Annotated in this window: 11 protein-coding genes and 1 pseudogene; 11 read left to right on the plus strand and 1 reads right to left on the minus strand. The window is 71.6% G+C overall.

Translation table 11 applies throughout. The features are described from left to right. Positions 1–83 precede the first annotated feature (83 nt). The 3 genes and pseudogenes from ACK8N7_RS20160 to ACK8N7_RS20170 all read left to right on the plus strand — a co-directional run. Positions 84–185, plus strand: a pseudogene (locus ACK8N7_RS20160) (DUF4244 domain-containing protein); the annotation flags it as partial. Further along, positions 172–600, plus strand: coding sequence for a TadE family type IV pilus minor pilin (locus ACK8N7_RS20165; protein ID WP_403214662.1), 429 nt, complete (start codon positions 172–174; stop codon positions 598–600). The pseudogene ACK8N7_RS20160 and the gene ACK8N7_RS20165, both read left to right, overlap by 14 nt. Positions 601–686: 86 nt before the next feature. Continuing rightward, complete coding sequence (locus tag ACK8N7_RS20170; RefSeq protein WP_500443555.1) at positions 687–1,034, plus strand: Rv3654c family TadE-like protein; 348 nt, start codon at positions 687–689, stop codon at positions 1,032–1,034. Here the strand turns inward: ACK8N7_RS20170 and ACK8N7_RS20175 are convergent. Further along, positions 970–3,465 (minus strand): DEAD/DEAH box helicase, encoded by a 2,496-nt coding sequence (locus ACK8N7_RS20175; RefSeq protein ID WP_500443556.1) that lies wholly within the window; start codon positions 3,463–3,465, stop codon positions 970–972. The genes ACK8N7_RS20170 and ACK8N7_RS20175 overlap by 65 nt on opposite strands. Before the next feature lie 79 nt (positions 3,466–3,544). Between ACK8N7_RS20175 and ACK8N7_RS20180 the strand changes: the two genes are divergently transcribed. From ACK8N7_RS20180 to tmk, 8 genes are all read left to right on the plus strand, one after another. Continuing rightward, positions 3,545–3,898, plus strand: a complete 354-nt coding sequence (locus ACK8N7_RS20180; RefSeq protein WP_003967428.1) for an STAS domain-containing protein — start codon at positions 3,545–3,547, stop codon at positions 3,896–3,898. 208 nt (positions 3,899–4,106) lie between these two features. Continuing rightward, positions 4,107–4,562 carry an ATP-binding protein gene (locus tag ACK8N7_RS20185; protein ID WP_403214668.1) on the plus strand — a complete coding sequence of 152 codons (456 nt, stop codon included), beginning with the start codon at positions 4,107–4,109 and terminating at the stop codon, positions 4,560–4,562. A 400-nt stretch (positions 4,563–4,962) separates the two neighbouring features. Beyond that, a complete protein-coding gene (locus tag ACK8N7_RS20190) occupies positions 4,963–7,431 on the plus strand; it encodes a sodium-translocating pyrophosphatase (RefSeq protein WP_403214670.1) in 2,469 nt (822 codons plus the stop codon). A gap of 295 nt (positions 7,432–7,726) precedes the next feature. Further along, positions 7,727–8,368 carry a small secreted protein gene (locus tag ACK8N7_RS20195; protein WP_403214672.1) on the plus strand — a complete coding sequence of 214 codons (642 nt, stop codon included), beginning with the start codon at positions 7,727–7,729 and terminating at the stop codon, positions 8,366–8,368. 115 nt (positions 8,369–8,483) lie between these two features. Continuing rightward, on the plus strand, positions 8,484–10,010 hold the full coding sequence (locus ACK8N7_RS20200) for a DUF7059 domain-containing protein (protein ID WP_500443559.1): 1,527 nt from the start codon (positions 8,484–8,486) through the stop codon (positions 10,008–10,010). Positions 10,011–10,577: 567 nt separating this feature from the next. Beyond that, positions 10,578–10,775: a hypothetical protein gene (locus tag ACK8N7_RS20205; protein ID WP_403214873.1), complete on the plus strand. Its 198-nt coding sequence runs from the start codon at positions 10,578–10,580 to the stop codon at positions 10,773–10,775. Positions 10,776–11,056: 281 nt separating this feature from the next. Then, entirely contained in the window at positions 11,057–13,933 is a 2,877-nt protein-coding gene (gene topA, locus ACK8N7_RS20210) for a type I DNA topoisomerase (RefSeq protein WP_403214676.1), read from the plus strand. Between the two features lie 180 nt (positions 13,934–14,113). Continuing rightward, on the plus strand, positions 14,114–17,422 hold the full coding sequence (tmk, locus tag ACK8N7_RS20215; RefSeq protein WP_500443561.1) for a dTMP kinase: 3,309 nt from the start codon (positions 14,114–14,116) through the stop codon (positions 17,420–17,422). Positions 17,423–17,552: the final 130 nt, after the last annotated feature.

The raw sequence follows: 17,552 nt of genomic DNA on the forward strand, positions 1-17,552 counted from the left end.
ATCGACAACGTGCCTCACGTGCCTCAATCCATGTCAGCACGTTGACCTGCCTGATCACTTGACAGCCCTAGATAAGGGGCACCGCCTGTGCCTTCGCCGCCGTGCTCTACAAGGTGGTCAACAGCGGGCCGGTGATGTCGGCGATGCAGTCCATGATCGAGGGCGCGCTCGATGCGAAGTTCTGAGACCGGGGCCCGAGGCCGCCAGTCCGGAGGCCGGGGCGCGTACCGGCTCCGGCTCCGGGACCGGGGGGCGGTGACGGCGGAGGCGGCCGTGGTCATCCCGGTGCTCGTGGCCTTCGCCATGGCGCTGCTCTGGGCGCTGGTCGCCGCCTCGGCCCAGATCCGGTGTGTGGACGCGGCACGGGCGGGGGCCCGGGCCGCCGCCCGTTCGGAGCCGGAGGCGGCGGTGCTGGCGGCCGCGCGGGACGCCGCGCCTCGCGGGGCGCGGGTCGCGGTGGGGAGGGCCGGGGAGTTGTGGCGCGTCACGGTGGAGGCGCCGACCCCGGGCCCGGCGGCCCTGGCGTTGACGCTGAGTGCCGAGGCGGCCGCCCTGGCGGAGGATTCGGTGGGGCGCACGGTGGGGGGTGCCGGTCCGTGAGGGGAGCCGAAGCCCGGGGCGGGAGGCGCTCCCGGCGCCTGGGGCCGGGCCTTGGGCGGCAGCCGCGCAGGGACCGCGATCGAGGGATGGCGACGGTGTGGGTGGCGGTCACGGTGGTCACCCTGTGCGGGGTGTTCGCCCTCGTGCTCGCGCTGGGCCAGGCCGTGGCCGCCCGCCACCGGGCGGGCGGTGTCGCGGATCTCGCGGCCCTCGCGGCGGCCGATCGCGCGTTGGAGGGGGCGGAGGTCGCGTGCGAAGCGGCGCGGCGCGTGGCGGTGGCGCAGGGCGCCGTGCTCGTCCGCTGTGCGGTCCAGGGGGAGATCGCCGATGTGACCGCCGGCTCGCGCTTCGGGCTCTACGGACCCGAGGTCAGGTCCCGGGCCGGTCCTCCGCTTCCTGTTCCGCCTCCGGCGCCTCCGGGGGCGCCGCCCTGAGGAGTTCGGTGAGGAGGCGTACGGCGCCGCGTTTGTGCAGGGGTTCGTTGCCGTTGCCGCATTTGGGGGACTGGATGCAGGAGGGGCAGCCCGCCTCGCACTCGCAGGACGCGATGGCCTCACGGGTCGCCGTCAGCCACGTACGGGCGGTGTGGAAGGCCCGCTCGGCGAATCCGGCGCCGCCCGGGTGGCCGTCGTACACGAAGACCGTCGGCAGCAGGGTGTCCGGGTGCAGCGGTATCGAGACGCCGCCGATGTCCCAGCGGTCGCAGGTGGCGAAGAGCGGGAGGAGGCCGATGGAGGCGTGCTCGGCCGCGTGGAGGGCGCCGCCGAGGATCTCCGGGTTGATCCGGGCGGCGTCGAGCTGGTCCTCGGTGACCGTCCACCAGACGGCGCGGGTGCGCAGGGTGCGGGGAGGCAGGTCGAGCTTGGTCTCGCCCAGGACCTCGCCGGTGATCAGTCTGCGGCGGAGGAAGGAGACGACCTGGTTGGTGACCTCGACGGAGCCGTAGCAGAGCCGCCCCTGGCCCCAGGGGATCTCGGTGTCGGTCTCCAGGACGGCGATGGCCGTGGTGTCGCGGGCGACGGTCGAGTAAGGAGGGTCGGCCTGTTCGACCAGGGCGACGGAGTCCTCCAGGTCCAGTTTCCGGACCAGGTGGGTGCGGCCCTGGTGGAGATGGACGGCGCCCTCGTGGACGGAGGTGTGGGCGGCGGCCGCGTCGACCGTGCCCAGCAGGCGGCCGGTGCCCTCCTCGACGATCTGGACTGGGCGTCCGCCCCCGCCCCTGATGTCGGTGAGGTCGGCGGCCCGTTCTCGGCGGGTCCAGTGCCAGCCCGATGCCCGCCTGCGCAGCAGCTTCGCGGCCTCCAGCTGGGGCAGCAGCTCGGGCACGGCGGGTCCGAAGAGCGCGAGGTCGGGCTCGGTGAGGGGCAGCTCGGCGGCCGCTGCGCACAGGTGGGGGGCCAGGACGTAGGGGTTGTCCGGGTCCAGCACGGTCGACTCCACGGGCTGCCGGAACAGCGCCTCGGGGTGGTGCACCAGGTAGGTGTCCAGCGGGTCGTCACGGGCGACCAGGACGGCCAGGGAGCCCTGCCCCGACCGGCCGGCGCGGCCCGCCTGCTGCCAGAGGGAGGCCCGCGTGCCCGGGTAGCCGCAGATGACGACGGCGTCGAGGCCGGAGACGTCGATGCCGAGTTCGAGGGCGGTGGTGGCTGCCAGTCCGAGGAGCTCGCCGGAGTGCAGGGCCCGCTCCAGGGCGCGGCGTTCCTCCGGGAGGTAGCCGCCGCGGTAGGCGGCGACCCGCTTCGGCAGGGAGCGGTCCACCTCCGCGAGGCGCTCCTTGGCGATGACCGAGACCAGCTCGGCGCCGCGCCGGGACCGTACGAAGGCGACCGAGCGGACGCCCTGGACGGTCAGGTCGGTGAGCAGGTCGGCGGTCTCGGCCGTCGCGGTACGGCGTACGGGGGCGCCCTTCTCGCCGGGCAGGTCGGTCAGCGGGGGCTCCCAGAGGGCGAAGACCAGCTCGCCGCGCGGGGAGGCGTCGTCGGACACCTCCTTGACCGGCAGGCCGGTGAGGCGCCCGGCGGCGACCGAGGGGTCCGCCGCGGTGGCGGAGGCGAGCAGGAAGACAGGGTCTGCCCCGTAGCGGGCGCAGAGGCGACGGAGACGGCGCAGTACCTGGGCGACGTGGGAGCCGAAGACGCCCCGGTAGGTGTGGCACTCGTCGATCACGACGAAGCGCAGTGCGCGCAGGAAGGAGGACCAGCGGGGGTGGGACGGCAGGATCCCGCGGTGCAGCATGTCGGGGTTGGTGAGGACGTAGTTCGCGTACTGGCGCACCCATTCGCGTTCCTCGACCGGGGTGTCGCCGTCGTAGACCGCGGGCCGGACGGCGTTGCCGAGGGGCGCCGCCAGGGCCTTCACCGAGCGCCGCTGGTCGGCTGCCAGGGCCTTGGTGGGGGCGAGGTAGAGGGCGGTCGCCCCGCGGCCGTTCGGAGCCTCGGAGCCGTCCAGCAGGGTGCTGAGGACCGGGGCGAGGTAGGCGAGCGACTTGCCGGACGCCGTGCCGGTGGCGATCACGACCGACTCGCCGTCCAGCGCGTGCTCGGCGGCGGTCGCCTGGTGGGCCCACGGATGGTCGATTCCGGCTTTTTCGATCGCCGAGATCACTTCTGGCCGGATGCGATCCGGCCAGATGGCATGGGTTCCCGATCTAGGGGGCAAGTGCTCCGTATGAGTGATGCGCGCGGCCCGGCCCGCCCCTGTGGCGAGCCGGTCGAGGATCATGGCGGGAGTGGGGCGCGTGTCCCCACTCTCGGGTGGTCGTCCGGGACGGTGATTCTTGGCCATCGGCACCGAGTGTGTCACTGGCGTGACGGACAATGGTCCCAAGGCGTCGTGCATGGCTGCTGGTAAGTGATTGAATGCCATCGCGGCTGGCGATCCGTCCCCTGGCCTCCGTCGGGGAGACCGAGGGGCGACCGCTCGATAGCAAGGTGCTGGAGGATCCGTGGACCTGTCCCTGTCGACTCGCAATGTGTCCGGGCCTGGTGGCGACCGTACGGTCGTCGAGGTCGGTGGCGAGATTGATGTGTATACCGCGCCCAAGCTGCGCGAGCAGTTGGTCGAGTTGGTGAATGACGGCAGCTACCACCTGGTTGTCGACATGGAAGGCGTCGACTTCCTCGACTCCACCGGCCTCGGCGTGCTCGTGGGCGGCTTGAAGCGTGTCAGGGCCCATGAGGGCTCGTTGCGCCTGGTCTGCAACCAGGAGCGCATTCTCAAGATCTTCCGGATCACAGGTCTGACCAAGGTGTTCCCGATTCACACCACGGTCGACGAGGCTGTCGCCGCCACCGACTGAGGTCGGCTTCGACCGGCCCCCGGGCCGGTCGTCAGGCAGTGAACGGGCCGACAGCGGCAGCAACCGGGCCGCGACGGGCAGGCGGTCGGCCTTCGGGCCGGCTGTCGGCTTTGTCGATCTCGTCGGTTTCCGGAGAAGGAGAGCAGGGGTGCCGGACTTCAGGTCCGGGGCCTCTGAGGCGTACGCCCGAACGTTCCAGGGGGATCGCATGGCCACCGTTGAACTCCGCTTCAGTGCCCAGCCTGAACATGTCAGGACGGCCCGCCTGGTGGCGGCCGCCGTGGCACGCCGGGCCGGCGTCGACGAGGCGGTGCTCGACGAGGTCAGGCTCGCCGTCGGCGAGGCGTGCAGCCGTGCCGTGGGCCTGCACCGCAGCCACGGCATCACCGCGCCGGTCAGCGTCGTGCTGACCGAGGAGGAGAAGGCGTTCTCCATCGAGGTTGGTGACGCCGTTCCCGAGCCCGGGAGCGCCCCCGCCACGTCCGGAGCGCGCGGTGGTGCGTCCGGTGGCTCGGACGAGCCCGAGAGCGAGGGCGACGGCGAGGACGAAATGGGCCTCGCGGTCATCAGCGGTCTCGTCGACGACGTGGAAGTCCGTTCCGGCGCGGACGGCGGAGTCATCCGTATGAGCTGGCCGACGGCCCTTGCCGGGGTGCGCTCCTGAGGCATGGCAGCCCTTGCAGCAGTGCGTTCCTGAGGCCCGACGGCCCTACCGGCGGTGCGCCCCTGAGGAGTGCCGTCCGTAGCGTGTGAGCCTGTGCCGGCCCGCCCGTACGGCGTCGTGCGTGGGCGACCGCCTGCGCCGCCTTTCCCGGCCCTGCTGAGCAGGGCCTTTCTTGTGCGGCCCGGTGTCCGTCCCGTGTCGTCCCATGCTGTCCCGTGCAGTCCCGGGTGATTTCTTCCGCGTAATACGGCTGCCCCATTACTGCATTCGGGGAAAACCCTCCGTCGATCTTTCGGCGTTGGGGGGAGTGCGATCAATTCTCTTCCGGACCACTGTTTTGATCCGGTTCCGCTCCCTACAATCCGTCCACGTCTTGAGCGCTGAGCGTCAAGGAGGACGTATGGCGGAGTTCTTCACCACCCCAATGGCTGCACCGGCCCCCGTGGCTGCACCGACGCAAGAATCCGCACTTCAGGAATCCGCACTTTCCGACGGCCCCGTCTCCCTCGCGGCGGCGGTACTCACCGACGGCAACCGGCTGATCGTCATCGTCGTGGCGGTCGTCGCCGTCGCCGCGCTCGTCGTCGCCCGCCTGCTGGTACGGCAGGTACTGGCGGCCGGCGAGGGCACCGAGCGTATGAAGGAGATCGCCGCGGCGGTCCAGGAGGGCGCCAACGCCTATCTGACCCGGCAGCTGCGAACGGTCGGCGTGTTCGCCGTCATCGTGTTCTTCCTGTTGCTGTTGTTGCCGGCCGACAACTGGTCGCAGCGCGCGGGGCGTTCGCTCTTCTTCCTGGTGGGTGCGCTTTTCTCGGCGGCCACCGGCTACATCGGTATGCGGCTCGCCGTACGGAGCAATGTGCGCGTGGCCGCCGCCGCGCGTGAGGCGACTCCGGGAGAGGGCGAACCGGAAAAGGATCTCACCACCGTCTCGCACCGGGCGATGAAAATCGCATTCCGTACCGGTGGTGTGGTCGGAATGATCACGGTGGGACTCGGGCTGCTCGGCGCCTCCTGTGTGGTTCTCGTCTATGCGGCCGACGCGCCCAAGGTGCTGGAGGGGTTCGGCCTCGGTGCTGCGCTGATCGCCATGTTCATGAGGGTCGGTGGCGGGATCTTCACCAAGGCCGCCGATGTGGGCGCCGACCTTGTCGGCAAGGTGGAACAGGGCATCCCGGAGGACGACCCACGCAACGCCGCCACCATCGCGGACAACGTGGGCGACAACGTCGGTGACTGCGCGGGCATGGCCGCCGACCTCTTCGAGTCGTACGCCGTCACGCTCGTCGCCGCGCTCATCCTCGGCATGGCCGCCTTCGGCGACTCCGGCCTGGCCTTCCCCCTTATGGTCCCGGCGATCGGTGTCGTCACCGCCATGATCGGGATCTTCGCGGTCGCCCCCCGGCGCGCCGACCGCAGCGGGATGACCGCGATCAACCGGGGCTTCTTCATCTCCGCGGTGGTCTCGCTCGTCCTGGTGGCCGTGGCCGCGTACGCCTATCTGCCGTCCTCGTACGCCGGACTGGACGGGGTCACCGACGAGGCGATCACCGGGCACGGCGGCGACCCGCGGGTCTTCGCCCTGGTCGCGGTGGCCATCGGCATCGTCCTGGCCGCGCTGATCCAGCAGCTCACCGGCTACTTCACCGAGACGAAGCGCCGCCCCGTCCAGGACATCGGGAAGTCCTCGCTGACCGGCCCGGCGACCGTGGTGCTCGCCGGCGTCTCCATCGGCCTGGAATCGGCCGTCTACACCGCCCTGCTGATCGCTCTGGGCGTCTACGGGGCGTTCCTGCTGGGCGGTACGTCGATCATGCTGGCGCTCTTCGCGGTGGCGCTCGCCGGGACCGGGCTGCTCACCACGGTGGGGGTCATCGTCGCCATGGACACCTTCGGGCCGGTCTCCGACAACGCCCAGGGCATCGCCGAGATGTCCGGTGACGTCACCGGCGCCGGGGCGCAGGTGCTCACCGACCTGGACGCCGTCGGCAACACGACCAAGGCCGTCACCAAGGGCATCGCCATCGCCACCGCCGTTCTGGCGGCGGCCGCGCTCTTCGGTTCCTACCGCGATGCCATCGCGACGGCGGTCGCCGATGTGGGAGCCGGGGCGGGGGAGCTGGGGCTGAGTCTGGACATCTCGCAGCCCAACAACCTCGTCGGCCTGATCCTCGGTGCGGCGGTCGTCTTCCTCTTCTCCGGGCTCGCCATCAACGCGGTCTCACGGTCCGCCGGAGCCGTCGTGTACGAGGTCCGGCGGCAGTTCCGCGAGCACCCCGGGATCATGGACTACACGGAGAAGCCGGAGTACGGCCGCGTCGTCGACATCTGCACCAAGGACGCCCTGCGCGAGCTGGCCACGCCCGGCCTGCTCGCGGTCCTGGCACCGATCGCGGTCGGGTTCAGCCTCGGTGTCGGCGCGCTCGGCTCCTACCTCGCGGGTGCCATCGCCACCGGCACCCTGATGGCTGTCTTCCTCGCCAACTCCGGCGGTGCCTGGGACAACGCCAAGAAGCTCGTCGAGGACGGGCACTACGGCGGCAAGGGCAGCGACGCGCACGCCGCGACCGTGATCGGTGACACGGTCGGCGATCCCTTCAAGGACACGGCGGGCCCGGCGATCAACCCGCTCCTGAAGGTGATGAACCTGGTCGCGCTGCTCATCGCCCCGGCGGTGGTGCAGTTCAGCTACGGGGCGGACGCGAACCCCTGGGTACGGGCGCTGGTGGCCGTCTTCGCCATCGTGGTCATCGTCGGCGCGGTCTACGTGTCCAAGCGGCGCGGCATCACCGTGGGTGAGGACGACAGTGGTGCGCCGGGCGGCGGCGGTCCGTCGCTCCCGTCACCGGATCCCGCGACGGCCGCATGAGGGGTACGGGCGGAAGGGGATCCCCCGGTTCCGGGTGACGGCCAGTCATTGTGCGGGTGGGCGGTAGGTGTTGGTGTACCGTCCGCCCGCGCCCCTGTCCGGGGGTCGGACACCCGGAGTCCGCCGTTCTGGTGAGTGGTCGTACGTGCGTCGGATTCTCCGGCCGAGTGGCATCTCCCTCATTTCCCTTGGTGCAAATGGCTTCAAAAGTGTGCACATCGGATGCTCGGCACCCGGATGGAGCCCTCTTGGCGTGTAAGTTCCGGGGCCGAGAGCCTTGGAAGGGATCCATCCGGTGAACAAGAAGCTTGCAGCCGCACTGTCCGGCGGTGCGGTACTCGTACTGACGCTGTCGGGCTGCAGCGACGACAGCGACAACAAGGTGAACGACTGGGCCAAGAAGGTCTGCGACCAGTTCCAGCCCCAGTTGCAGAAGATCACCAACGCCAACGCCTCCATCCAGCAGCAGACTGCTGACAACAGCAAGCCCGCCGATGTCCAGAAGGCCGACTCGGCCGCCTTCCAGCAGATCTCCCAGGCGTACAAGGCGCTGGGCGTGGCCGTGGACTCGGCCGGTCCGCCGCCGGTCGACGACGGCGAGACCACGCAGAAGGAGGCGGTGAAGGAACTCAACGCCGCCTCCACGGCGTACGCCGATCTGAAGACCAAGGTCGACGCCCTGGAGATCAAGGACCAGGCGAAGTTCGCCGACGGCCTCAAGGGCATCGCCGACGAGCTGAACAAGATCAGCACCAGCGGTGACCAGGCGCTGAAGAAGCTGGAGTCCGGCGAGATCGGCACCGCGATGTCGAAGCAGAAGGGCTGCCAGAAGCCGGCTGCTTCGACCGGGCCCGCCAGCCCCTCGGGCTCCGAGGCGCCGGACGCGGGTGCCGCGGCTTCTCCCTCGGCCTCTGCCTCGGCGGAGAAGAAGGCGTAACCCGCGGCTTCCGGGAGAGCAGCAGACCTGGAGATCAGCCCTGCGGCAGCGGCCCGGACGCTCACCGAGTGTCCGGGCCGCTGCAGTTGTCAGTGGGACCGGACACAATGGTCGGGTGAGTAAGACCAGCCTTCCCGCACCCGACCACACCGCCGGCCTCCGTGAGGCGCTGCTCGCCGCGGCCTTCACCGCCGACGGGCTCCTCGACCGGCTCGGCGCGTCCGCCTACGCCGCGCTCGCCCGCAGCGAGACCGTTCCCGCTCTGCGCGCCACCCGGGGCGTGTCACCGCTCGACACGCTGGTGCGGCTGTTCCTGCTCCAACGGGCCGTTCCCCAGGAGCAGGCCCGCGCGGCCCTGCCGCTGGAGGAGTGCGTCCAGGACGGCTGGGTGGGCGTCGAGGACGGCCTGGCCCGCGCCACCGTCGACGTACGGCCGTACGGCGGGCCGGACGGCGAGGACTGGTTCATCGTCTCCGACCTCGGCTGTGCGGTCGGCGGTGCGGGCGGGATCGGCTCGCACGAGGAGGGCGTCGTCCTCGGGGTCGGCGGGGCCTCCACCACCCTCGCCTCCATCACCGTCCGTACGCCGGTCGCCTCGGCCCTCGACCTCGGTACGGGCTCCGGCATCCAGGCGCTGCACGCCGCCCAGCACGCCACCCGCGTCACCGCGACGGACCTCAACCCCCGCGCCCTGGAGTTCACCCGGCTCACCCTCGCCCTGTCCGGCGCCGCCCCCGCCGATCTGCGCGAGGGCTCCCTCTTCGAGCCGGTCGGCGCCGACACCTTCGACCTGATCGTCTCCAACCCGCCCTTCGTCATCTCGCCCGGCGCCCGCCTCACCTACCGGGACGGCGGCATGGGCGGCGACGACCTGTGCCGCACCCTGGTGCAGCAGGCGGGGGGCCACCTGAACGAGGGGGGATACGCCCAGTTCCTCGCCAACTGGCAGCACGTGGACGGCGAGGAGTGGCAGGACCGGCTGCGTTCCTGGGTGCCTGCGGGCTGCGACGCCTGGATCGTGCAGCGCGAGGTCCAGGACGTCACGCAGTACGCCGAGCTGTGGCTGCGGGACAGCGGCGACCACCGCAGCGACCCGGAGGCGTACGCCGAGCGGTACGAGACGTGGCTCGACGAGTTCGAGGCGCGCGGGACCACGTCCGTCGGCTTCGGCTGGATCACGCTGCGCAAGTCCGCCGCCGCGGCCGCGGGGAACCCGTCGATCGTCGTCGAGGAGTGGCCGCACGCCGTGCAGCAGCCGCTGGGCCGGGCCGTCGAGGACCACTTCGCCCGTCAGGACTATCTGCGCGACCAGGACGACGCCGCGCTGCTCGCCGGGCACTTCACCCTCGCCGCCGAGGTCGTGCAGGAGCAGGTGGGGCTGCCCGGTGCGGAGGACCCCGAGCACGTGGTGCTGCGCCAGCACCGCGGGATGATGCGGGCGACCAAGGTCGACGCGGTGGCCGCAGGCTTCGCCGGAGTGTGCGACGGGTCGCTGCCCGCCGGGCGGATCCTGGACGCCATCGCCCAGCTGATGTCCGAGGACCCGGTGCTCCTGCGCGACCGCACCCCGCAGGCGATCCGCCTGCTGGTCGAGGAGGGCTTCCTGGAGCCGGTGCCCGGTGCCGGGCAGGCCCGGGGGTGAGGCCGGTGTGACCCGGACCGGACGGTCCGTCACCCGCGAACCGGCCCTGGAGGGTGCGCACATCGCGATCGTGGAGGAGACCGTCGCGGCCCACGGCGAACGCAGGTACGGCACCCCGGGAGCCGTCCTCCTCGGCCCCTGTCGCCGGACTCCGCTCCGGGCCGGCCGGGCGCGGCTCTGTCTCCTCGGCACCCTTCTCATCAGCGCCTTCACGCTCACGGCCGCCTTCCCCCCGCCCGGCCCGCGGATTCCGGTCGGGCTCTGCCGGGGCTCGGGGCGGTGCTCCTCGCGGCCGTCGCCGGCGGCTCCGCGTCCGGGCCGGTGCCGGGGCGCCCGGGCTGCGATTCCGGAACCTGTTCCTCGTCCCCGGCGTGGCCGGATCCGTACTGCTCCTGCTCCTGCGCACCGGGTCCGTGACGCCTGACGGCAGGTGACGACCCCGGTACTCCCGGTGGGCGGGTGGTGTTCACCCGGGGTTCGTGTCGGCGACGCCCCGGGGTGGCAGCCTCCCCCATGATCGAGCGGTACGACGTGCTCGAGCGGTACGACAGGGTCGAGGGGTACGACATGGAGAGCGTCGCAGCAGTCTTCGCCGGCACGGCCTTCGCGCTGTTCGGTGCCGCTCTCCTCATCTGGACAGGGGCGCGCACGGTGCACCGCGCGCCGGTGCTGCACGGTGTGAGCCCCGTCGCCTCCACCGCACTCACGACACTTTTCGGCGTAGTTTTCCTCGCCCTCGGCGTGTGGTGCTTCACGCTCGTCTGATCCCCTCCCCCGCCGGGGCCGCGCCCGGGTCGAGGGGGTGCCGGGCGATCACCGGGACCACCTCCGTAAACCCGTAGGTCAGGGCTTCGCACGGCCCCGACCCGTCGGTCCGGGCGGCAGGAATGGCGGAAGTCGGGTTACCGTTCGAGTGGCCGTTGCGGGCTTTTGCCGTTTGACACGGGGGCGGGTTGTACCGTCACACTCCGCAGCGACAGCACCGCGGGCAGCATCTTGACGCTGCCCGGATGCCCATCGAGTGTCGACCGGAGAGAAGAGCGAAGTTGTCCCCGACCAGCGAGACCGCACAGGGCGGCCGCCGACTCGTCATCGTCGAGTCGCCTGCCAAGGCGAAGACGATCAAGGGCTATCTCGGCCCCGGATATGTCGTCGAGGCGAGCGTCGGGCACATCCGCGACCTGCCGAACGGCGCCGCCGAGGTGCCGGACGAGTACACCGGCGAGGTGCGTCGTCTCGGCGTGGATGTCGAGAACGACTTCCAGCCCATCTATGTCGTCAACGCAGACAAGAAGGCCCAGGTCAGGAAGCTCAAGCAGCTGCTGGCCGAGTCCGACGAACTCTTCCTCGCCACCGATGAGGACCGCGAGGGCGAAGCCATCGCGTGGCACCTGCAGGAAGTGCTCAAGCCCAAGGTCCCGGTCCACCGGATGGTCTTCCACGAGATCACCAAGGACGCGATCCGGGCCGCCGTCGCCAACCCGCGCGAGCTCAACCAGCGCATGGTCGACGCCCAGGAGACCCGCCGTATCCTCGACCGCCTCTATGGCTACGAGGTCTCGCCGGTCCTGTGGAAGAAGGTCATGCCGAAGCTCTCGGCGGGCCGCGTCCAGTCCGTCGCCACCCGCCTCGTCGTCGAGCGGGAGCGCGAGCGCATCGCCTTCCGCTCCGCCGAGTACTGGGACCTGACCGGAAAGTTCGCCACCGGCCGCACCGGTGACGCCTCCGACCCCTCGACCCTGACCGCCCGCCTCAGCGCGGTCGACGGCCGCCGGATCGCCCAGGGCCGCGACTTCGGCCCCGACGGGCAGCTCAAGGCCGGCTCCGCCCAGACCCTGCACCTGGACGAGGCGAACGCCCGCGCCCTGGCCGCCGCGCTCGCCGACTCCTCCTTCGCGGTCCGGTCCGTCGAGTCGAAGCCGTACCGACGCTCCCCGTACGCCCCCTTCCGGACGACGACCCTCCAGCAGGAGGCGAGCCGCAAGCTGGGCTTCGGGGCGAAGGCGACCATGCAGGTGGCGCAGAAGCTGTACGAGAACGGCTTCATCACCTATATGCGTACCGACTCCACGACCCTCTCGGACACCGCGATCTCCGCGGCCCGGGCCCAGGTCACGCAGTTGTACGGGGCGAACTACCTGCCCGAGAAGCCGCGTACGTACGCCGGGAAGGTCAAGAACGCGCAGGAGGCGCACGAGGCGATCCGCCCCTCCGGCGACCGCTTCCGCACCCCCGCCGAGACCGGTCTCACCGGCGACCAGTTCCGGCTCTACGAGCTGATCTGGAAGCGGACCGTCGCCTCCCAGATGAAGGACGCGGTCGGCAACTCCGTCACCGTCAAGATCGGCGGCCGGGCGAGCGACGGCCGGGACGCCGAGTTCTCCGCCTCCGGCAAGACGATCACCTTCCACGGCTTCATGAAGGCGTACGTCGAAGGCGCCGACGACCCGAACGCCGAGCTGGACGACCGCGAGCGGCGACTGCCGCAGGTCGCCGAGGGCGACGCGCTGTCCGCCGAAGAGGTCACGGTCGACGGGCACGCCACCAAGCCCCCGGCCCGATACACCGAGGCCTCGCTGGTCAAGGAGCTCGAAGAGCGCGAGATCGGCCGCCCGTCGACGTACGCGTCGATCATCGGGACCATCCTGGACCGCGGATACGTCTTCAAGAAGGGCACGGCGCTCGTCCCGTCCTTCCTCTCCTTCGCCGTGGTCAACCTGCTGGAGAAGCACTTCGGCCGGCTCGTCGACTACGACTTCACCGCCCGCATGGAGGACGACCTCGACCGCATCGCGCGGGGCGAGGCCCAGTCCGTGCCGTGGCTCAAGCGCTTCTACTTCGGCGCCCGGCCCGGTGACGACACGGCCGGAGCCGGCAAGGCATCCGACGCGGGCAACGGCGACGGCGACCACCTCGGCGGCCTGAAGGAACTGGTCACCGACCTCGGCGCGATCGACGCCCGGGAGATCTCCTCCTTCCCCGTCGGCAACGACATCAAGCTCCGTGTCGGCCGCTACGGCCCGTACATCGAGCGGGGCGAGAAGGACGCCGAGGGCCACCAGCGCGCCGACGTGCCCGAGGACCTGGCGCCCGACGAGCTGACCGTCGAGCTCGCCGAGGAGCTGCTGGCCAAGCCCAGCGGCGACTTCGAGCTGGGCGCCGACCCGGTCAGCGGCCACCAGATCATCGCCAAGGACGGGCGCTACGGCCCGTACGTCACGGAGGTGCTGCCCGAGGGGACGCCGAAGACCGGCAAGAACGCGGTGAAGCCGCGGACCGCCTCCCTCTTCAAGTCCATGTCCCTGGACACGGTCACCCTGGCCGACGCCCTCAAGCTGATGTCGCTGCCGCGCGTCGTCGGTGAGGATGCCGAGGGTGTCGAGATCACCGCGCAGAACGGCCGCTACGGCCCGTATCTGAAGAAGGGCACCGACTCCCGGTCGCTGACCTCCGAGGACCAGCTCTTCGACATCACCCTCGAAGAGGCCCTCGCGATCTACGCCCAGCCCAAGCAGCGCGGCCGCGCCGCCGCCAAGCCGCCGCTGAAGGAGCTGGGCACCGACCCGGTCAGCGGTGCGCCGGTCGTGGTGAAGGACGGCCGCTTCGGCGCGTACGTCACCGACGGCGAGACCAACGCGACGCTGCGGACCGACGACAGCGTCGAGGACATCACGCCGGAGCGCGGCTACGAGCTGCTCGCCGAGAAGCGCGCCAAGGGACCCGCCAAGAAGAAGACGGCGAAGAAGGCCCCGGCGAAGAAGGCGACGGCCAAGAAGACGGCCGCCAAGAAGACGACGGCGACCAAGACCACGGCCGCCAAGAAGACCGCGGCGAAGAAGACGACGGCCACCAAGAGCACGGCTGCCAAGAAGACGGCGACGGCGAAGAAGACGGCCTCTGCTTCGGCTTCCTCGGAGGACTGACCGGTTCTGTTGTTGTGACGTACTGCTGCCCGGCACCTGGATCAGGTGCCGGGCAGCAGTACGTCAAGGGCCTGTGACCGGGTGCGTCAAGGGTCCAAGAGCGGGCTGGCCGAAAGTCATCTGCGGCCATATGTTCGGACAGGCCGACAGGCACCGCACCGCTGCCGATAGGCTGGGCGGATGACGCGAGCCGAGCAGCCAACGGTCGTGAGCCCCACCTCCGACACACTTGCCGCAGACTCACGCGAGCGCGCCGTACGAGCCCTGTTGCGTGTTCCCCCGCTGAAGCGGTTGTGGAGCGCCCAGCTCGTCGGCGGTATCGGCGATGCACTCGCCCTTCTCGTGCTGGTGCTGTTGTCGCTGCAAGCAGCGGTCCTGGAGGGCTCATTCGGAGCCGGATACCGCGGGGCGGCCTTCGCCGTCGCCGCCGTGTTCGGTGCCCGGATCCTTTCCACAGTGCTCTTCGGAGCCGTACTCCTGGGGCCTTTGACGTCGCTCACGGCACCCGGCGGGAAACTGGACCGGCGATGGCTGATGATCGGGACGGACGGGCTGCGGCTCGCCCTGCTGGTCATCGCCCCGCTGTGGATCGACTGGGTGCCGGACAAGGCGCCCATGATGATCCTCATCACCGTCTTCGTGACCGGTGCGGCCGAGCGCCTGTGGGCGGTGGCCAAGGAGAGCGCCGCCCCGGCGCTGCTCCCCGCCCCGCCGATCGAGGGCGCCGCCGTACGTCCGCTCCCCGACCACCTCGACGCCCTGCGCAGGCTGTCGCTCCGTACGAACTTCCTCGCCGTCCCCGCCGCCGCGGTGGTCCTGCTGGCCGCCACGCTGATCGGCAACCTCCTCGGCACGGGCCTGGAGTGGTTCTCCTTCCACCAGGCGGCCCTGGGTTCGTATGTCGCGGCCGGTCTGTTCTCGGCCTCCATCTCGACCCTGTACTTCCTCGAACTGCCCGACACCCAGACCCCCCGGCCGCGCTCGCCCCTGGAAGGGCTGCGCCGTCCCACCCACGGCAGCACCCCCGACAAGGGCCGCACCGGTGCCCTCCCGCTGGTCGTCGCCGTCTGCGCGGCCGTCGCCGGGGCGATCGCCGCGGCTGCCGTCGTATCCGTCCTGCACGCCTACGACCTGGGCGGCGGACCCGCCACGTTCGCGCTGCTGATCCTCGCGCTGACCGGCGGTACCGCCCTCGGTATCCGTACGGCGCGGAAGGTGCTGCCCGCCCTGTCGCGGCGCCGCCTCCTCGCGCTGGCCACCGCCGTCGCGGGCCTCGCGCTCCTCGCGCTCGGCCTGGTGCCGGACACGGCCACCGGGCTCGCGATCGCGCTCCTCGCCGGTTACGCGGCCGGGGTCGCCGCCAACATCGGGCACGCGATCATCGACCAGGAGACCGAGGCGGCCCGGCAGGCCCGGACCACCGAGCACCTCCAGGCCATCGTCCGGGTGGTCGTCGCGCTCGGGGCGGTCGCGGGCCCGCTGCTCGCCGCCGCGATCGGGCAGCACCGCCTGGGCGGCGGAGACTTCGTCTTCGACCACGGCGGGGCCGCCTACACGCTGATGCTGATCGGCGCGCTGCTGCTGCCCGTCGCCGCGATCGTCCTGGCCAGGACGGACGACCGGGCGGGCGTACCGCTCCGCCGCGACCTGCGTGAGGCGCTGCGTGGCGGCGACCCGGCGGTCGCGCCCGCGGCCACCGGCTTCTTCCTCGCCCTGGAGGGCGGCGACGGAGCGGGCAAGTCCACCCAGGTCGAGGCGCTCGCCGACTGGATCCGGGCCAAGGGCCACGAGGTCGTCGTGACCCGTGAGCCCGGGGCCACCCCTGTCGGCAAGCGGCTGCGGTCGATCCTGCTGGACGTCTCCTCCGCCGGGCTCTCCAACCGCGCCGAGGCGCTGCTGTACGCCGCCGACCGCGCCGAGCACGTCGACTCCGTGGTCCGCCCGGCGCTGGAGCGCGGCGCGATCGTCATCTCCGACCGCTACATCGACTCCTCCGTCGCCTACCAGGGCGCCGGACGCGACCTGGCCCCGACCGAGATCGCCCGGATCTCGCGGTGGGCGACGAGCGGCCTCGTACCGCATCTGACGGTGCTGCTGGACGTCGACCCGCAGACCGCGCGGGAGCGGTTCACCGAGGCGCCGGACCGGCTGGAATCGGAGCCGGCGGAGTTCCACGAGCGCGTACGGTCCGGGTTCCTGACCCTGGCCGCCGCCGACCCGACGCGCTACCTGGTGGTGGACGCCGGGCAGGAGCCCGAGGCGATCACCACGGTCGTACGCCACCGGCTCGACCGGCTCCTTCCGCTCTCCGAGGCCGAGATCCAGGCCATCGAGGAGGCCCGGCGCAAGGCCGAGGAGGAGGCCCGGCGCAAGGCCGAGGAGGAGGCCGCCCGCAAGGCCGAGGAGGAGCGCCTGGAGAAGGAGCGCCAGGAGCAGCTCGCCCGGCTGCGCGCCGAGGAGGAGGAGCGCAAGCAGCGCGAGCTGGAGGAGGCCAGGCAGCGCGAGGCCGAACGCCAGGCGGAGGAGGCCCGGCAGCGTGCCGAGGAGGCCCGCCGCCGCGCCGAGGAGGACCGCCGGCGGCTGGAGGCCGAGGAGCGGGCCCGCGAGGCCGAGCAGGAACGCCTCCGCAGGCAGGCCGAGGAGGAGGCGCGGCTCCGGAAGGAGGCCGAGGCGCTCCGGCTGGAGAAGCAGCGGAAGGCGGAGGAGGCGCTGGTACGGGCCGAGGAGGCCCGCCGCCGGGCGGAGGCCGAGGCGGCCGCCCGTACGGAGGCGGCTCGCGCGGAGGCCGAGCGGGCCGAGGCGGACCGTGCTGAGGCCCGTGCGGAGGTGGCACGTGCCGAGGCGCGTGCTGCGGCGGACCGTGCTGAGGCGGACCGTGCGTCCCGGGATTCCGGTGATTCCCGTGATTCCCGTGATTCCCGTGCGGAGGCTTCCTCGCGGTCGGAGGGGCCCACCGTTCCGGAGAACGAGCTCACCGTGCCCACGCCGATCGTGAACCCGAACGAGATCACGCAGCCGGTGCCCACGGCGCGTCCGGAGGACGGTACGCCGTCCGGCCGCCCTTCCTCCCCTTCGGGGGAGGACGAGACGGCGATGCTGCCGCGGATCACGGACGAGCGGTCGGGCCGGAACGCCGGGGACGCCCAGGGTGCCCGGGGCGCTCGGGACGCCGATGAGACGGCTGTTCTGCCGCCGGTGCGCGGGGATCAGCCCTCCGACCGGGTGCCCAAAGGCTACTTCCGCGACGAGGGCCCGGCGTCCTCGCCCGCGGAGAGCGAGAACGAGCGCACCCGGGAACTGCCGCAGGTCGAGGACCCGCAGGCAGCGGGCCCGGCCGGTGACACGGCTCGCGGCCGGCGCACCAAGCGCCCCCGTTCGGACTGGGCGGAGGAGACCCCGCTGGACGATCTGCCGACGCTGGCGGACGAGCTGCTCGGCGGGCACGACGACGACGGTCCCACCGGCCGGGGGCGCCGCCCGCGCGGCTGACCCGAGCTGTCCTGAAGTCCGGCCCGTCCGCCCCTGAGGGGTGGGCGGGCCGGACTGTCAGTGGCGTCCCCCACAATGGAATCCGACGAACACAAGGCACCTGGACGAGCGGCGGAACACCGCTGCGCGT

The organism is Streptomyces griseobrunneus, assembly GCF_046713465.1.
Taxonomy (GTDB): domain Bacteria; phylum Actinomycetota; class Actinomycetes; order Streptomycetales; family Streptomycetaceae; genus Streptomyces; species Streptomyces microflavus.